Source organism: Dyadobacter flavalbus (genome assembly GCF_006149045.1).
Taxonomy (GTDB): Bacteria; Bacteroidota; Bacteroidia; order Cytophagales; family Spirosomataceae; genus Dyadobacter; species Dyadobacter flavalbus.
This window is the reverse complement of record NZ_VBSN01000049.1, coordinates 71,308-89,912: the sequence shown is the minus strand read 5'-3', so window position 1 is coordinate 89,912 and position 18,605 is coordinate 71,308. Positions and strand designations below refer to the sequence as shown.

11 protein-coding genes are annotated in these 18,605 nt (G+C 47.8%); 3 read left to right on the top strand and 8 right to left on the bottom strand.

Translation table 11 applies throughout. The annotated features are described in order from the left end of the window. Positions 1–5: 5 nt before the first annotated feature. The 8 genes from FEM33_RS16345 to FEM33_RS16310 form a co-directional block, all read right to left on the bottom strand. The gene (locus FEM33_RS16345; RefSeq protein ID WP_139013076.1) at positions 6–893 is read right to left on the bottom strand and encodes an NmrA family NAD(P)-binding protein; all 888 of its coding nucleotides are present in this window, start codon (positions 891–893) and stop codon (positions 6–8) included. A gap of 161 nt (positions 894–1,054) precedes the next feature. Next, the gene (locus FEM33_RS16340) at positions 1,055–2,839 is read right to left on the bottom strand and encodes a RagB/SusD family nutrient uptake outer membrane protein (protein ID WP_139013075.1); all 1,785 of its coding nucleotides are present in this window, start codon (positions 2,837–2,839) and stop codon (positions 1,055–1,057) included. A gap of 24 nt (positions 2,840–2,863) precedes the next feature. Further along, positions 2,864–6,343 carry a TonB-dependent receptor gene (locus FEM33_RS16335; protein WP_229214273.1) on the bottom strand — a complete coding sequence of 1,160 codons (3,480 nt, stop codon included), beginning with the start codon at positions 6,341–6,343 and terminating at the stop codon, positions 2,864–2,866. 237 nt (positions 6,344–6,580) lie between these two features. Then, positions 6,581–7,564, bottom strand: a complete 984-nt coding sequence (locus FEM33_RS16330; protein ID WP_139013074.1) for a FecR family protein — start codon at positions 7,562–7,564, stop codon at positions 6,581–6,583. Positions 7,565–7,668: 104 nt separating this feature from the next. After that, the gene (locus tag FEM33_RS16325; protein ID WP_138282391.1) at positions 7,669–8,247 is read right to left on the bottom strand and encodes an RNA polymerase sigma-70 factor; all 579 of its coding nucleotides are present in this window, start codon (positions 8,245–8,247) and stop codon (positions 7,669–7,671) included. A 283-nt stretch (positions 8,248–8,530) separates the two neighbouring features. Beyond that, complete coding sequence (locus tag FEM33_RS16320; RefSeq protein WP_139013073.1) at positions 8,531–10,066, bottom strand: sulfatase family protein; 1,536 nt, start codon at positions 10,064–10,066, stop codon at positions 8,531–8,533. Between the two features lie 74 nt (positions 10,067–10,140). Beyond that, on the bottom strand, positions 10,141–11,601 hold the full coding sequence (locus FEM33_RS16315) for a RagB/SusD family nutrient uptake outer membrane protein (protein WP_139013072.1): 1,461 nt from the start codon (positions 11,599–11,601) through the stop codon (positions 10,141–10,143). Positions 11,602–11,634: 33 nt separating this feature from the next. Then, positions 11,635–14,712: a SusC/RagA family TonB-linked outer membrane protein gene (locus FEM33_RS16310; RefSeq protein WP_139013071.1), complete on the bottom strand. Its 3,078-nt coding sequence runs from the start codon at positions 14,710–14,712 to the stop codon at positions 11,635–11,637. 588 nt (positions 14,713–15,300) lie between these two features. Between FEM33_RS16310 and FEM33_RS16305 the strand changes: the two genes are divergently transcribed. The 3 genes from FEM33_RS16305 to FEM33_RS16295 are packed head-to-tail and all read left to right on the top strand — an operon-like array spanning position 15,301 to position 18,598. Then, a complete protein-coding gene (locus tag FEM33_RS16305; protein ID WP_139013070.1) occupies positions 15,301–15,690 on the top strand; it encodes a hypothetical protein in 390 nt (129 codons plus the stop codon). Between the two features lie 7 nt (positions 15,691–15,697). Further along, a complete protein-coding gene (locus FEM33_RS16300) occupies positions 15,698–17,125 on the top strand; it encodes a sulfatase family protein (RefSeq protein ID WP_139013069.1) in 1,428 nt (475 codons plus the stop codon). 39 nt (positions 17,126–17,164) lie between these two features. Further along, on the top strand, positions 17,165–18,598 hold the full coding sequence (locus tag FEM33_RS16295; RefSeq protein WP_139013068.1) for a sulfatase family protein: 1,434 nt from the start codon (positions 17,165–17,167) through the stop codon (positions 18,596–18,598). Positions 18,599–18,605 lie beyond the last annotated feature (7 nt).

Sequence of the window (18,605 nt, the reverse complement as noted above, 5' to 3'; positions counted from 1 at the left end):
TCACTTTATTTTTGTTCAAAGGCTGCGGCAAATTCACGGGCAAAATCTTTCAGCTTTACTTTTCCCGTTTCGGCCGGTTTGTTCCGGAAATAATCTTCCGACAATGCGCCGCTGTGGATGCTGGCAAACATTTCCACCATTTTTCCGGCAAGCGTTTCCGGCATGCCGTGTGAAAGCAGGTTGTTGAGCATCTGTTCGTCGGATATAATTTCCCATTTTAAATCCGGCTTTCCAATGGCTTCGCCCAAAATTCCAGCAATTTCATTTCCCGTAAGCTCTTCACTTACTACATAGCGTACTTTCATGCCCGTAACCGGCGTTTCCAGTTCGTCCGCAATGGCCGTAGCAATGTCAGCCGGGGAAACCAGAATGATCCGGTCGTTGCCTCCGTAATTGGCCGCCATCATGCCGGCATGCTTAATCATTCCAATGAAGCTGAACAGGTTATAGTTAAAATAGCCGGGCCGCATATGCGTGATATCCAATTCCGGAACGGCGTTCAGAATGTTTTCAACCTGATGCGAGCCAAGGATTATGCCGCTGCCTTTTTCCAGATGCGCGCCGTAACTGCTTAAATGAATGACACGCTTCACGCCGCTCTGCGTGATGGCTTCCGCATAGCAATTGCCGATCAGGCGGTAATAGGCCAGTTGATCGGGAGCGGTATAATTGGGCGGAACCATGCAATAAACGGCATCCGCATCCGCAAAGGTACCGGCAAGAAACCCTTCATTTTCCAGCGAGCCGATTGCGGCTGTTGCACCCATTGCCTCAATGTCTTTCTGCTTTTCGGGCTTGCTGCTGATTACCGTAACGGCATGTCCTTTTTGCACCAGTGCTTCGGTGAGCGGCCTGCTTATATTTCCCAATGAACCTGTTATTATGATTTTCATTTTTCTGTTTTTTATGCAAAGTTGCGCAGCGCCGGACAATTGCCTTTAGTCTGATCAATGATTGCTGTAGCCAAATGTGGTTTGTTATAAACTGAAAATAAAAAAGCTTGTCATGACCGGAAGCACAACAAGCTTTTTTAATGAAAAATAAGCTTTGGAAATCAGTAACCCGGGTTCTGCAGAATCTTCTTGTTCTGGTCAATAACCGGCTGCGGGATCGGGTTCATGTACATTTTCTTGGTAAAAACGTGCGGGTGATTCAGCCCGACGACTTCATAAATCCATTTGCCTTTGTTGTCATTCGGCGAACTGTTGGTGATTTTCATGCCGTGGAAATCCTTGTTCATGACGTCTTCCGCAATAGCCCAGCGGATGATGTCGTAAAATCTTTTGGTTTCAAAGCAAAGCTCCACACGCCTTTCGCGACGAATGGCGGTACGCATGGTATCCTTGGTCAGGCCGGCCGGCAGATCGGGCAGGTTCGAGCGCTTGCGGATGGCGTTGATCGCTGCATAGACGCTTGCGTCCGGGCCTTTGGCTTCATTCTGGGCTTCGGCGTAATTGAGTAAAACCTCGGCATAACGGTAGTAAACATAATTCTGTCCGCTCGCCGCACCGCCTCTCGGTTTCAGCGGATTGATCTTTTTCTTGAAATAATAACCCGTATTTCCGACATCGTCCGTTCCGAAATCAATCTGGTTTTTGGAAGGCCTCACCTTGTCAATCCGCGTATAAATGGTATCCACTTTCGCCATCCAGTCCTGTTTGTAAGGTGCGCCGTCGTACACAATAAAATCATAGAAACGCTTTTCCCGGTTTTTATAAGGGTTTTGCGGATCGTATCCCGAAGTCGGATCTGAAATGGGTTTTCCGTTGGCCATGGCAAACTGATCCACGAGTTCCTGCGTCGGACAGTAATTTCCCCACGTGTAATATACCCCGTCAATCCATACCGGGCCGCCATATTGTTCATAGTTGGAACCCATAATCACCGGAACGATTTGTCTGTCCCAGATGATTTCCGGGTTGTATTCATTTTTCTCCCACCAAAGCGCATTGATGTCCGGGAACAGACCGTACTGCCCGCCAAACGTATCCATAAACTTTTTGTTCGTAGCCGCTGCATTTTCCCATCTTTTCGGATCAAAATTGCCGAATGCGACCAGTTTGTTGGGATCGCTTCCTACCGGCGGTGTCGCCGTATTGAATGCCGGGCTCGCCGTATACAGTTCCAGCCATCCTTTCAAAGCCAGTGCAGCACCGAGCGTTGCCCTGCCTGCATCGGCATCGCCGGCGTTGTATTTTACTGCCAGTGCATTATTGTTTACGATTTCATCCAGTTCTTTGATGATAAAATTGAAAGTTTCCTCAAACGTGCTCCGCTCGCGGTACAGTTCATCTTCTGTCATCGTATTTCTGTCCAGCACATCCGTGATAATCGGCAGACCGCCCAGATGCATGAACATTTCGGAGTAATAATAAGCGCGAAGAAACCGGACTTCGTCAAAGCGTTTTTTCATGTAGGCTTCGGAGAAATTGGCTTTGTTTTCGGTCACTTTCTGGATAAACAGGTTGCATTTTCTGATTTTCAGAAAGCCTGCGCTCCACGTTGCGTAATCCGTAGCATTGCCGTTTGCATGGTCCATCGGCGTGCCGAGGTTTACGGCCGGGTCCACGATTCCCTGCCGCCAGCTGTACGATTTCCAGTAAAATCCTGCGTCGTTATTGTCGGTAAAGTTGTCGAGATTATCGGGTGAATTCCATTTATTGGAAAGCGCACTGTAAATGTCGTTCAGGAAAAGGTCCGCATTCCCTTCCGATGCCCACTGAATGTCATCCGTCAGCCGGCTTTTGATCTGATTATCCAGGAAATCCTCTTTGCAGGAAGTGGTAAAAAAGCAGATTCCCAGTGCCGTGGCAAAAATGAGCTGTTTGATATTTTTCATAGTTTGTTCAATGCTTTTGATAAATCAGAATGTCACGTTAAGCCCGAAAACATAGATTTTCTGGTTTGGATAAGCGGTTTCACGATCGGTATAACCCACTTCCGGGTCCATAAACTTCATTTTGCTGAGCGTAAAAAGGTTTTGTCCCGAAGCATAAACCCGCACGTTCTGGATTTTGATCGATTTGGTCAGACGGGACGGAAGCGTGTAGCCGATAATGGCCGTTTTAAGCCGGATATGATTCATGTTCTGCATCCAGAAATCGGAAAGCTGCGTGTTGTTCGCATAAGGTGCCTGCGTAGCACGCGGGTAACGCGCATCCTGTGTAGCCGGCGTCCAGCGGTTGTCGTAATATTCGTAGCTGGAATTGCTGTTGTTGTTGTTGAACGGAATCGTCTGGAACTGGCGGATATCCAGATCGGCCATGGACGATCCCTGAAAAAACAGGTTCAGGTCAAATCCCTTCCAGCCTGCATTGGCATTCAGTCCGTAGCTGAGGAACGGATAAACCGGATTTCCGATCACGGTTTCATCATTGGAATCAATTTTGCCGTCGGGAACGCCGGCCGGCCCGCTGATGTCGGCATAGCGGATATCGCCGGGATGCAGCGTTCCGAACTGCGTGATGTTGTAACCGTCGGCGGAATTGATGATGCCGTCGTCATTGGTGTCATCTTCAGTACTGAAAATCCCGAGCGTTTTATAACCAAACTGTGTTCCGAGCGGACGTCCCGTGCGGCTCCTGTTCGGGTTGTTGCGGGTCGCGGCTGTTTCATATACCTTGATCATTTTGTTTTTGGCAAAACTCACATTTGCCGTAATCCCGAGCCGCAGATTGTTCTGGAAATTGTAGTTAGTACCCGCACTGACTTCAAAACCGTTGTTTTCCATAATCCCGCCATTTTCATCTGCAAGCGCCAGTCCGTATTCCACCGGCACGCTCACGGCCGGAGGCAGCAGCATGTCCGTCCGTTTTTCATGAAAGTAATCGGCTTCGAGCGTCAGCAGTCCGCGCCAGAAAGATGCTTCCATACCGATGTCTGTTTTTGTGGCGATTTCCCAGGTGATATTGGTATTGGGTTCGTTCGGGACAACGGCGCCCTGCACCATGGAACCCGTGCCGAAAGCATAGGCATTTCCGTTGAGGTTGTAACCAGTCAGATACTGAAAAGCGGTTCCGGCAAGGTTCCCGGATTTTCCCCATGAGCCTCGCATTTTCAGGTTGTCGATCCAGTTGATCTGTTTGATAAAACCTTCTTCCGATAAAACCCAGCCTGCCGAGAATGCCGGGAAATAACCCCATCTTTTGCCCGGCGCAAAGTAGTAATGGCCATCGTACCGGCCCGATGCTTCCAGCAAGTACTTGCCTGCATACGCATAGCCGATGCGGTACACATATCCGATCTGGCTGCCGGTGGAAGAGGTTCCGCCGTTGTCAAAATCGTTTTTGTTGGAACTGCCCATGTTCAGCTCGTCCACATCCACGGCAAAGTTGTTGCGGCGTGCCGTAAACAGCTCGTACGTATTGTTCCGCGCCTCGGCAACCAGCAAGCCGGTAACGTCATGTTTGCCGAATGTGTTATGGTAATTAAGGTAACCCTGATATGTAAACGTCTGAGTTTTGATAAACTGCTGCGCAAGCCAGGAAAATGCCGCCGCACCGCCTTCGGAAGTGGAAATTTCCCGTTTGTACGTGTAAGGCGTTGTGTTCAGGTCCTGCGTGTAGTAGTAAAAAGGTTTGTGATAACCCTTCTTTGTGCGCTGGTTGGGGTCGTAGCTGAATGTTCCTTTTATACTAAGTCCTTTGATAAACGGCAGCTTTTGTTCAATGGCGATAGTCGTGAGCAGCGTGTTGCTCGTATTGCGCGTGTAACCCGCATTGAGGATGCCCACCGGCGAATTGCCTGCAAATTCTCCCCATAGCCCGTTGCTGTAATACAAACTTCGGATCGGAATATACTTGAAGCCGTTCCTGAAAAGATTGCCTGCGGAAACCGCGGTATCCACCGAAGAAACACGTTCCACTGATCCGATCAGCGAAAGGGAAACAGAGGTCGTTTTGGTTGCTTCCGCCGTGATGTTCATATTGTAGCTGTAACGCGCATATTTCACCGGATCAAACATACCGTTCTGTTTCAGAAAACCCAGTCCGGCCTGATACCGGATGCGTTCGCTTCCGCCGCTCAGCTGCAGCGTGTAATTCTGCATGGGCGCTTTCATGTTCACCAGTTCCTTCGTATTGCTGATCGGGTACCGGTCGGGATCTTCGCGGTTGAGGTTGATGTAATTTTCGACCATATCCGGTGCAAAAGGAAGTTCCGTGCCCGCCGGGTTTTCGTTCAGATAAGCTTCGTTTTTCAGCCGCATGTAATCCTGCGCACTCAGCAGCTTGGGATAATAAGTGGGCGTCTGCGTGCCGTAATAGTTGCTGAAAGACAGGGTAGGAGCGCCTGCTGCGCCTTTTTTGGTGGTAATCAGAAGCACGCCGTTTGCGCCGCCCAGACCGTAAGGCGCCACTGCGGCTGCATCTTTCAGTACCGTCACCGTCTCAATCGAACCCGGGTCGATCTGGCCGATATTGTCGCGGATAATGCCGTCCACAACCACGAGCGGCTTGTTGTTTCCCGTGGTGCCGATGCCGCGGATGTAGATCTGCGGCGAGTCGCTTCCGGGCTGGCCTCCGTTTGGACGCATGCTTACGCCAGCCACGCGGCCTGCAATAGAATTGGAAATATTGGGAACCGGATTTTCTGCGATTTCACTTCCTTTTACCGAAGCAATCGAGCCGGTCAGCGTGGATTTTTTCTGCGTTCCGTAGCCAACCACCACGACTTCGTCCAAAGCTTTTGTATCCAGCTGCAGCGCCACATTCAGCGAAGTACGGTTGCCGACTGTAATTTCCTGAGACAAATAACCCACAAACGAAAAGATCAGCACGGCGCTGCCATCCGGAACATCGAGCTGGAAATTGCCCGATACGTCCGTTGTGGTTCCGCGCTGTGTTCCTTTCAGGATGATGCTTACGCCCGGCAGCGGTTCGCTGGTTTCCGGCGTTGTCACGGTTCCTTTGATGGTCAGCTCGGCATGAGCCTGCGTTGCGGCGGGTTCCGAGGGTGTTTCCTGCGCGCTGGTTTTTCTGGAAGTTTTGGATAAAAGAATCTGGTTATTCCGGACGCTGTAACCGATTTCAAGCGGCGTAAGCAGTTTGTTGAGCACTTTTTCAAGTTTTTCCTGACGCGCTTCAATGCTTACGGTTTGTTTAAGGCTCAGCAAGTTGCTGCTGTAAGCAAATTTCACCTTCGCTTCCTGTTCGATTTTCTGTAATGCCCTGTTCAGGGTTACATTTTTCAGCTCCATCGTAACATCTTTGTTCAGAAGCTCCTGTGCCGGCGAATTGCGTGCAAAAGCCATTGCCGAGAACAGACCTATGCACATTAGCTGGTAAAATGTCAGACGCATGATTTTGGGTAGCAATCCATGCCGTGGATGATAATGTTTTTTCATAAGTTTACAGTGAATTGGTTAAAATGTTAGCAATAGCGATCCTGCTTAACTGCCTGCCAGCGAGTTAATGAACTGCATGTTCCGGGATATTTTTTAATCCGTTTACGTCAGGAGTGTTTGCCCGCTCCTGATTTTATTTTTGATTAAAAAAGTCTTCTAATCGGCGTTTCAGGTAACCATCGGAGCTAGGAATTAGGTGTAAATAACAGGTTTTGTATTGTTACAGCAAGGCCGGATCTAGTGGCAGCCTTCACCACGAAGCGTAATTTTTCCGCCTTCCATCTGATAAGTTGTCCCCAGCAAGGCATCGATCATTTCCAGGATTTCCGGCAACCGCTGGTTATTAAAATCCACTTTCAGGCGGCACTTTTTTATAGCGGGATCTTCAAATTCAATGTTTACTTGGAAAATGCGGTTGAGCTTTTCCGCCACTTCCGACATGAGTATTTCGTCAAAAACAAGCGATACCGCTTCCCAGCTTTCATTGTAAAACGGCTTTTCAGGAAGCGTCTGAACGGTCATTTTCTGGTCTTTTTTTGCAAAAACCGCTTGCTGTCGGGGGCGCAGAATAACCGGTTTGCCTTTTTTCACAGTGCCCACTTCGACCATGCCCGTGGCTACGGTAACACTGCATGTTTTATCATTGGCATTGGCACGGACATGGAAGCTGGTGCCCAGCACACGCGTTTTCAGCTCGCCGGAATAAATCGTAAACGGCCGGGATTTGTCGGGCTTCACGTCAAAAAAAGCTTCTCCGGAAAACTGCACATTACGTACGGAAAAGGATTTTTGATAAGAAATCCTTGCACCGGGATTGAGCCAGACCAGCGTGCTGTCCGGCAAAATATAGCGTATGATTTTTTTGTCCTGATTGTGAAAGCTAACCTGGTTTGGAACTGTATTTTGAATGTAAGAAAGATTTTCAGAAGGCTTGTAATAGAAAAAATAAAGGATTCCCAATCCGATGAAAAGTGCCGCTGCGACTCGGAGTGCATAGTTACGGAATACGACAAACAGCTCGACTCTGCTTTCTCCGCTTTCCTGTTCAGCAATACGATTCTGGATACGGCCGTACAAATCTTCCTCGTCCGTATCCGCCTCCGCTGCATGTTCGGATTCCAGTTGCCGGTACCATTCATTGACAAGCTGACGCTCGGTTTCGGTGCATGTACCGGAAAGGTATCTATGCAGCGTTTCGGGTGACGGTATCGGGTGCTTCATTAGGTGTAGGTTTTACACTTATAATCAGTTTCAACAATACAGTCTGCAAAATTGCTTCCGAACCCTTAGTCTAATGTGAATATTTTTTTAAAAAATTGTATAACTCAAATCGCAGGAAGAAACAGCACGGCAAATGCAATGTAATCCTTCATTTCCACACGGAGTATTTTCAACGCTTTGCTGATGTGCGCTTCCACGGTTTTTTCGGAAATCTGCATGGAAGCCGAGATTTCCTTCAGCGAGTAACCTTTGCGGCTCAGGATGAAAACCTCGCGGCATTTCTGGGGAAGTTTGAGCAGCGACTGTTCATAGAATTCGTGCAGGTTATTGAATTCCAGATATTCACTGGTTTCATTGTCGAGCACTTCTTCATCGTCGTGAAAAGCGATGGTTTTTTTCTTTTGTTCCTGATGGAAATAATTGATGATATTGTTTTTCAGCATGCCGTTCAGGTAAGCCTGAATATTTTTCTGAATGTCGAACTTATGCCGGCCCAGCCAGAACTTCACAAAAGTTTCCTGCACAAGGTCTTCCGCCGTTGATTTCAGGCCCGTTTTGCGGATGGCGGTATGTACAAGTAACCGCACGTTACGCCGGTACAGCTCACGAAAAGCAAGTTCTTCGTCGCATTGACAAATCAGCTTCATCAAAGCTTCTTCGGAATAAGTGCTGTACAAGTGCATTGTGGCGGTTTTTAGGATTATTGAATGAAATAATTATCCTTACATCAGCAAAAGACAGCGTGCCGAACTATATAATGATCAAATTAGAAATAATTCAGGTCAGGATTTAGTATGTAAAATGAGATTTGTAAGAAGTGAAAGGTAAGATAGATTAAAAAAGAAAAGCTTTCGATACAATGGAAGCGGACTTCGGTTTGTATAAAAAGCTTTCTGTTTGATGGGCTTAATCAGGCGGGCATTTATTGCCGATTGATTGCCGCAAGCTGGCAGCAATTCGGCAGCTTCAAATCGGGCTGTCGAAAAGTTTCAGCGCTTCATCGTCTTTGTACTCTATGATCAGCGATTTTAGCTGTTGTTTAAGCGTTTTTACAATGGCTTCACTGGACTTGTCGGCATAAACATTTTTGAGCTCGCGCGGATCTTTTTCCAGATCAAACAATTCCCATGAATCGTTTCCGCCGTAAAATCTCACCAGTTTGTAGCGCTTCGTCCTTACGCCGAAATGCGGGTAAACGTGGTGCGGGAAAGGAAATTCGTAATAATGATAATAAGCAGCTTCCCGCCACGGCGTATTTGGTTTGGCATTTTTATCCAGCAAAGGCAGGAACGATTTTCCCTGAATCTCGGCCGGAATTTTGGCTCCGGCCAGATCAAGAACCGTCGGCGCCCAGTCGATGTTTGAAACGAGCTGATCCACTTTCGTGCCCGGCTTGATAACGCCCGGATAACGGATTACAAAAGGCGTTTTGAGCGATTCCTCATAAATAAAACGCTTGTCAAACCAGCCGTGTTCGCCCATGTAAAAACCCTGATCGGAAGCGTAAATGACAACTGTGTTTTTAGACAAACCGGTTTTATCCAGATAATCCAGGATTTTGCCGATGTTCCGGTCCAGACCGTTTGCCGTCGCGAGATAATCCTTGATGTAACGCTGGTATTTCCATTCGGTCAAGGCTTTGCCGGTCAGTTTTTTATCGTCAAATTCTTTGGTGATCTTGTCGTAATAATCTTTGAAGATTTTCTTTTTTTCATCGGAGAAAAACTTGTAACCCGGCACTTTTTCATAATCCAGATGCACTTTCAGGTCTTCTTTCAGGCGCATCGTTTTTTCAATGCTCATATCCTGATCTTTTGCTGCTGACCGGCCGGCGTAATTATCGTAAAACGTTTCAGGAAGCGGAAAGTCAATGTCGTCGTATGCGCCGAGATCCTGCAAATCCGGGTGCCACTCGCGGTGAACCGATTTCTGGCCGACCACCAGAAAAAACGGCTTTTTCTGATCGCGTTTGTTGATCCAGTCCAATGAAGATTCCGTGATAATATCCGCTACATAGCCCTGTTTTCTGACGGTATCGTTCGGGGCAGTGATGAATTCGGGATTGTAATAAATTCCTTGTCCGGGCAGAATATTCCAGTAATCAAAACCCGTAGGAAGGCTGTTCAGATGCAGTTTTCCGATCCACGCGGTTTGATAACCGCCTTTTTGCAGCAGGTCAGGAAACAGTAGCTGCGTGATGTCAAATTTGGTTCGGTCGTTATTTCTGTACCCGTTGATATGGCTGTATTTTCCGGTCAGCAACGTGGCGCGGCTGGGCCCGCATATGGAATTTGTAACGAGATTGTTCGTCAGCAAAGCGCCTTCTCTGGCAATGCGGTCAATGTTCGGCGTTTTTGCAAGTTTGTTTCCGTAAGCGCCGATTGCCTGATAAGCATGATCGTCCGAGAAAATGAAAATGATGTTGGGACGTTCCTTGGTCTGCGCGAAAATGCCGGAAGACAGGCTCAGCAAACAGAACGCGATGAAGGTCAGTTTTTTCATGGATAAAAAAATGGATTTCAGATAATAAGCAATGCGTTCTGAATAAACTCAGAAACGCATTGCTCCAAAAAATACTAATTGGTATAACCCTGATTCTGCACAAGGTTTTTATTCACATCCAGTTCACGCTGCGGCAGCGGGTACAGAATATTGTAATCCTTGATGGCCGTGTAGCCTTTTTCCTTTAATATGTTCAGCAATTTTTCGGTCCGTACCAGATCAAACCAGCGGTGATTTTCAAAGCCGAATTCCCATCGGCGTTCTTCGAGAATGGCGTCCTGCAAGGCTTTTTTGGTCAAACCTTTCAAATCAACAGCCGCATTGGCAGTAGCCAACGGTTTACCGTACGCTCTGCGGCGCACCTTGTTGACAGCTTCCAGCGATTCAGCGGAAGGCCCGTCTATTTCGTTCAATGCTTCGGCGTAAGTCAGCAGCATGTCGGAATAGCGGAGAATCGGGAAGTTCAGCGTTCCTTCGGAAAGGTTGGCGATAGACGATGGATCAAAGAACTTGTACCAATGCGGCCTGAAAGTCACTTTTCCGCCGCCTGCATCGTATTCCGTGAAAAAAGTACGGTCTTTTCTTAAATCACCCGCTTTAAAACTGTTGTAAAATTCTTCCGTAGGAACGTCCGCGCTGTTACCCGCAACGGTTCCGCCGCCTGCAAGCGGAATGGTCGATCTCGGCAGGAACAATGCCATCGCAAAACCGTTGGATGTTCCCGTATTTCCCTTGTTCTGAATGGCGAAAATCAGCTCTTTGTTAAACCGGTTCTGCGGTGTAAAAATGTCAAAATAGCTTTCCAGCAGTCCGAACTGGGCGTCATCAAGGACCAGTTTCGCTTTGTCCCGAGCTTTCGGATAATCTTTCAACGTCAGATAAACTTTGGCAAGTAAGCCCGATGCAGCTGCTTTGGTAGCCCTTCCCTGATTTCCCGTTGCATTGGTTGCATCCAGGTTCTGTTCAGCAAATTCAAGATCGGCGATGATCTGTTCGTAAACTTTTGCAGCAGGCGTTCTCGGCGTATTCACTTCATCCAGTGACGTAACCTGATTCAGAACCAGCGGAACATCGCCGAATAACCGCACCATATTGAAATACAACAATGCGCGTACAAACCTTGCTTCCGCGACCAGCCTGTTTTTCTTGGCATCGGCAAAAGGTATGGACGGAATTTTGTCGATGGCGACATTGGCGCTGGCTATGGTTTTGTAAACCGCGGTATACAGCACGTAAATACGGTCGTTTACGGGTCCGTATGTATAGTTTTTAAGTGCAAAAATATTAGCATTGGCAACGCCCTGTCCGCATTCCGCATTGTCGGTCGGCAGTTCGGCCAGGAGGTAAATGCCCCGGTAAAATATGCTTGACTGATCGTTCAGACCGTCGTAAACGGCTACAATTGCGGCATCAGCGTCGGCTTCTGTTTTGTAAAAGCTGTTGTCCACCATCAGCGAAGCAGGGTCTTCCTGAAGGAAGTCTTTGCAGGATGTTGTAGCCAGCAGTGAAATGAGAAGATATATGATTTTTTTCATCGGATAAATGGATAGAATAATGATGTGCTTTACTTAAAAGCTGAGGTTTACACCCACCAGAAAGGATCTTGAATTGGGATAGGAATCAGAATCAATCCCGCGCAGGATGTTGTTTTGCCCCGACTGGTTTGTTTCCGGATCAAAGCCGGTATAATGGGTGATTATAAACAGGTTTTGACCTGAAACATACAGTTTTGCATTGCTTATGCCGGTTTTTGACAGCCATGAAGACGGGAAATTATATCCGAGCGAAAGCGAGCCTAATCTCAGGAACGAACCGTCTTCAATCTGTGCGTCGGAGAACAGAAATGCGCGGTTCAATGTCGCTCTCGGGATTGTGTTACTCGGGTTTGTCGGCGTCCAGCGGTCTTTTACGCGTGCCGAACTGTTCTTTTGTCCCGTTGGCAAATCGAGGTCTGCACGCGTGCTGTTCAGGATTTTATTTCCGTAAACATAATTAAACGATGCGCTCAGATCAAAACCTTTGTAACTGAAATCGTTGGTGAAGCCGCCGAAGAATTTGGGCTGTGCATTGCCGATAAACGTGCGGTCTTTTGCATCGAGCACGCCGTCGCCGTTCAGGTCTTTGTATTTCCTGTCGCCGGGAACGGCTGTTTTCTGTGCACTGGCTGCAATGTTTTCACCATTCTGGAAAATGCCGTCGCTTACATAACCGTAAAACGAGTTGAGCGGCCTGCCCGGCACAATCACTACGGGATCATTGATTTTCAGATAACCGTTGATTTCACCCGTCAGGATCTGCGAAACTGGGCCAAGGTCCAGCACTTTGTTTTTATTGGCCGCAATGTTGAAGTTGATGTTCCATTTCAGGTCTTTGGTCAGCACATTGGCCTGAATGCCTAACTCGATTCCTTTGTTTTCAATGCTTCCGATATTCTGCAGTGCCGTCGAAAATCCGGTTGACCACGGAACATTGATGTTCAGGAGCATGTCGGTTGTTTTTTTGTAATAGGCATCAAAAGTCAGGTTCAGACGGTTCCGGAAAAGGCCAAGGTCCAGACCCAGGTCCGTTTGTGCCGTCGTTTCCCATTTCAGGTTCGGATTGGAAATGTTGCCCGGCAGAAACCCTTTCATAACCTTGTCGCCGATGATGTAACTCGCACCCGCCAGGCCGGCGAGTGACTGATAACTGTTAATTTCCTGATTACCGATTTTTCCATAGCTCAGACGCAGTTTCAGTTCGTCAATGGCGCTGATGTTTTTGATAAATTCCTCCTCGGACAATTTCCATGCAACGGAACCGGAAGGGAAAAATCCGTATTTGTTGTTGTTCCCGAATTTGGAAGAACCGTCTGCGCGGCCGGTTAAGGTCAGCAAATACTTGTCATTAAAACCGTAATTGATGCGGCCGATGTAGGAAATCAGGCTCCAGTCCAGCACGTTGGTTACGGGTGAGCTGATGATCGCACCCGAACCCAGATTGTCTGCGCCCAGCAAATCATTGACAAAACCCGACGCAGCGGAAGTCAGCAGATTGCGCGTGTACTTCTGCGCCGAAAAACCGGCAAGAACCGTAAGGGCATGTTTGTCGAATGACTTGTTGTACGTAAGCGTGTTTTCGTTCAGCCAGGAAGTGCCGCTTGCCGTCGAGGCACGACCGATGCCCTGCGCACTTGCACCCGCAAGAATCGTGCGCGGCGCATAGTATTTTTCTCCCGTATTGGTAATATCCGCACCGACGCTCGTCCTGAATTCCAGACCGTCCAGAATTTTGTAGTTGGCAAAAACATTTCCAAGAAAACGCGTGCTGACCGATTTGTTGGTGAGTTCCAGCGCCGTTGCAACCGGATTTCCGATGGGTATGCCGCGGTCATTTTCCAAGACATACGTACCGTCCGGATTCCGTACTTTCAGGATCGGGTTAAAATCCAGAGCAGAAACGATCACGCCCTGCGTTCCTTCGCCACCGCCCGTGCTGCTCAGCGCCTGATTGGCATTGGTATTGGCGATACTCAGATTGGAGCCGAGCGTCAATTTGGTATTAGCCTGCTTTTCAAAATTGAAGCGGGCCGAGTAACGCTTAAAATTGGAGTTGATGATGATCCCGGCCTGGTCAAAATAGTTGAGCGATAGCGAATACTTTGTTTTTGCATCGCCGCCCGAAGCCGTAACTTGGTAATTCTGCATCGGCGCAGACCTGAAAATTTCATCCTGCCAGTTGGTGCCTTCGCCGAAAGAAGCGATTTGCTCCGGCGTGTAAATAACTTTTCCGTTGGCATCATTCACCAGTTGCGCGTATTCAGTTGCATTCAGGAGCGGCAGCGTTTTGGAAACTTTCTGGACGCCGTAATATGCATTCAGGTCGATTTTCATTTTACCTTCCTGACCTTTTTTAGTGGTGATCAGCACCACGCCGTTTGCACCGCGTGCACCGTAAATGGCGGCAGCAGAAGCGTCTTTCAGAACTTCAATCGATACGATATCATTCGGGTTGATGAGCGAAAGTGCATTCAGCTTCGGGCCGACCGTGGCGCCGCCCGCTGTGGCGCTGTTGTCATTAAAAACCGGAAACCCGTCGATCACATACAACGGTTCGCTGCCGGTATTGACCGAATTGCTGCCGCGTATGCGGATGCTCGTAGCGCCGCCGGGCTGATTGGAAGTACTTGTAACCTGCACGCCCGCAGCCCGTCCGCGCAAGCCGTTATCCAGCGAAGCAACCGGCGTTTTCTTGAACTGCGCTTCCGAGATGGAAGATACGGAGCCGGTCAGGTCACTTTTTTTCTGCACGCCGTAGCCAATGACAACCAGTTCGTTAAGCTGTTTGGTGTCTTCCTGCAAAGTCACATCAATAGTGCTCCGGTTATTTACCGGCACTTCCTGCGAAAGAAAACCGATTCCTGAAAAGACAAGCACAGCGTCCGGCGATACATTGATCGTAAACTTTCCCTGCGCATCCGTTGCAGTTCCGGTTAACGTGTTTTTTACCAGAATGTTAATCCCGGGAATCGCTGCCTGTTCATTTTGGGATTTTACCAGACCGGTAACAGTTACGGATTGTCCGTAGCCATAAAGGGAAACGATTACAGATAGAAGTAAGGACCATCGAAAACCAGTTCCGTCAAATCGTCGTAAAGTTATTTTCAACATGGTTTTATAACAGGGTTGAATACATGAATGATTGTGGTGATATAAACTATTAACTCTATTAATTATATAGACAAAGTAAAGAGATTTCACGCAAACAATCCAAATCTGTAAATAACTGTTTATCCGGATTTCAATATGTTTTGATATAAAAAACTGATATTCAGCTTATTGTTTGCAGCTATTGAAAATAACCCAAAATCAAAACCCATCCATCAGAAAAAGCCCTTCACCACAAATAACAATCCCAACAAAAAACGACAATACATAACTACCCATGACAATTCATGACTATAAATACAATTCATGACATTCATGACAATCCTCCACCACAAATAACAATCCCAACAAAAAATGACAATACATAACTACCCATGACAATTCATGACAATTCATGACAATTCATGACTATAAATAACAATTCATGACAATCCCCAAAAACATAATTCCACTGCATTCCCACTTTCCTTTTGCAATTTCAAACTCTTTAAATTTATTTTGTCTATAAGTTTAATAGATTAATGTTCCGCATTGAACCACCCATTTGCCGGAATGCCGTTTTAAACATGATATTCCATTAGCAGGAGTCCTATGGTTTTAGAAAAAGCATTTTACGTGGGCGGGGGCAGAGTCGCCAAAATTATTGTCCGGGGAAGGTTTACCAGGAGCCGAAATGAAGTAGCGCTGGATTTTGAGTTTCTGATCAAAGAAAAAAACGATACGGATTTCCGGCAGCCGATCGGCGAAAATCATCCGAAGTACTGGAAACTTAAAAAATCCGATTCCGGAAGGTCCCGGTTATTACAGCTCGAATACAGCGGAATTTCCCGCAAGCAACTCAGGGAAGCCATTTCAGCATTCAAAGTGCAGGTAGGAGCGGATGTAGATGTATCTTTCAAAATCCCGATTGAAGAGAAGACAAAATACCTGAAAGGAATGCGTACAACCGCATTGAGCCGGCGAATATCACAAGTAGCTTAAATCCGATATGCATTTTCTTCCGATTGCCAGAAAGTCGTTACCCGTTCTTTTGCCGGCTTTTGCTTTGCTTGCGTTCCGTATTTCTCAAAAGCCGGTGGCTGAAATACAGCAAAATCCCGCAAAGCCAAACATGGTCATCATCATGGCCGATGACCTCGACAGCAGGCAACTGAGCTGCTATGGCGGACAAAATCTCAAAACGACGCACATTGATAATCTTGCAGCACAAGGTTTGAAATTCAGCAATATGTATGCTTCGGAAGCCATGTGCGTACCGACGCGTGCGTCGCTTTTCACCGGGCTTTATCCGGTGCGCCACGGTTCTTTTCAAAACCACAAACCCGTTTATGACCATCTGAAAAGCGTCGGCCATTATCTGGCTGATCTGGGTTACCGCGTCGGTTTGACGGGAAAAGATCATGTTACAAAGCCCAAAAGCGTTTTTCCGTTTGACATCATCGAAGGGTTCGAGCCAAACTGCGTATCGCCGACGGACGATTACCGGCTGGACGATGTGAAAAAGTACATGACGGCTAGTGAAAAACCTTATTGCCTTTTTGTTATGAGCATTAACCCGCATACGCCGTGGACATCTGGCGATACGACCGAGCTTGACAAGAACAAGCTGCAATTGCCCGCCGACTGGGTGGATACGCCCGTTACAAGAAGTCAGTACGTCAAGTACCTTGCGGAAGTCCGGCGGCTGGATAACCAGGTGGGTGAAATAACCGGTCTGCTGCGCGAAACGGGTCAGGACAAGAACACAATTGTTATTTTTCTGGGCGAACAAGGCGCCCAGTTTCCCGGTGCGAAATGGAACCTTTGGGATTCGGGACAAAAAAGTTCGATGATCGTGAAATGGCCGGGAAAAGTAAAAGCCTCTTCGGAAACAAGCGTTATGGTTCAGTATGAAGACATTACACCGACGCTGATCGAAATGGCAGGCGGCAAAGCAATGCCAGGGCTGGATGGAAAAAGCTTTTTGCCTGTACTCTCGGGAAAAAGCAAAGTGGCCAGAAACTATGCTTTCGGCATCCATAACAACATTCCCGAAGGCGATCCGTACCCGATCAGGAGCATTCGTGACAACCGCTACAAACTGATCCTTAACCTGTCGCCGGGCGCTGCGTATTATAATCGCTTTATGATGAACCGTGAAAAGCCGGACCGCAATACGGTATGGTTTTCCTGGACTGAAAAAGCCGAAACGGATTCAACTTCCGGAAAGCTGACAAACCGCTTTGTCAACCGTCCGCCCGAGGAATTTTACGATATACAAAAAGATCCTTTTGAGCTGGACAATCTTGCCGGTGATCCTGCATACAGGCAAATGATCACGAAATTCAGAAAAGAACTGGAAGCATGGATGAAGCAGCAAGGTGATGAAGGCGCAGCCATTGACAAAGTGTATGCCAAAAAACAAGAGTCGAAATAAAGACTTCAAATCCAGTGTCCAATTTACCATTCTACAAAAATGAACATCTTTAAAAGTACCGTTACGGCTTTATCGCTGCTGGCCGTTTTTGCGCCGGCCGTTCAGGCGCAGAAGAAAAAGCCGCAGCCTCCGAACATTGTCCTGATTGTGTCCGACGACCATAGTGCGCCTTTTCTGGGCAGTTATGGTTACCCCGAAATCAAAACGCCGAATATCGACAAGCTGGCAAAAGAAGGCATTCTGTACCGCCGTGCCTACACGACCGCGCCGCAATGCGTGCTGTCCCGTGCAGCGATCATGACCGGCCGCAATACACTGGACATTCAGATGACACGCTTTTCGGCACCGCTTGATAAATCCGTTATGGCATATCCGGAGCTGCTCCGGAAAGCCGGGTATCATACGGGAATTCTGGGCCGCAACTTTCATCTGGACGGCAACCGCCGTGTACCCGAGACGGTGGATATTCTTGAAAAATACGATCTGGAAACCTTTAAAAACCGGGTTGATTACCTGAAAACAACAGGAAACCGCGACAGCATTTATCAGCAATACTCGGAATTTCTGGATCAGGCGCCGAAAGGAAAGCCGTTTTTTGTGCAGGTCGGTTACAGCGATCCGCACCGGGTTTTCAATGCAAAGGAATTTGAGCCCAACCCGAACGAAATTTCCTTGCCGAAACACTGGCCGGACACCAGGCAGCTTCGGGAAGATTTTGCTTCCTATCTCGGTGAAATCCAGCGGCTGGACGGAGATGTCGGGCGTGTGCTGGATGATCTGCAGAAGCGCGGGCTGACTGAAAATACACTGGTCGTCTTTATTGGGGATAACGGCGGTGCATTGCTGAGAGGAAAAGGAACGCTCTATAATCTGGGCCTGAATGTGCCGCTGATCATGCGCCATCCGGAGCTTATCAAAGCCGGACAAACAAGCGATGCGCTGGTTTCGGGTATCGATATTGCGCCTACTTTACTGCATATGGCGGGCATTGCCATTCCAAAGGAGATAACAGGAAAAAGCCTAGTGCCTTCCTTTCAGGGCGCTGCATTTGAAGGCCACGACTACATTTATGCCGTTCGCGGGGCGCATGGACAGAACCTTCCTTATAATTCAGCCGATTTTGATCTGGGCAGGACGGTTTTTAACAAGAAATACAAACTGATTTACAACGCCATCTGGCAAATTCCTTATCATCCGGTCGATTTTGCCGCACAGCCTTTCTGGCTTGACCTGAAACAGAAACACACCGAAGGCAAACTGGAAGAAAAATACGACAGACTGCTTTTTGCAGAGCGCCGTCCGATGTTCGAGATTTATGATGAAGAAAAAGATCCGGATGAAACCGACAATCTGGCCGGAAAGCCTGAAATCCGTGAAACGGAACACCGGCTGAAAACACTTCTGCAGGAATGGATGATCCTGAACCGCGATTATCTGCCCTTGCCCATTGAACCGAAAGCCGTTGCCCCCTGATCTTTTC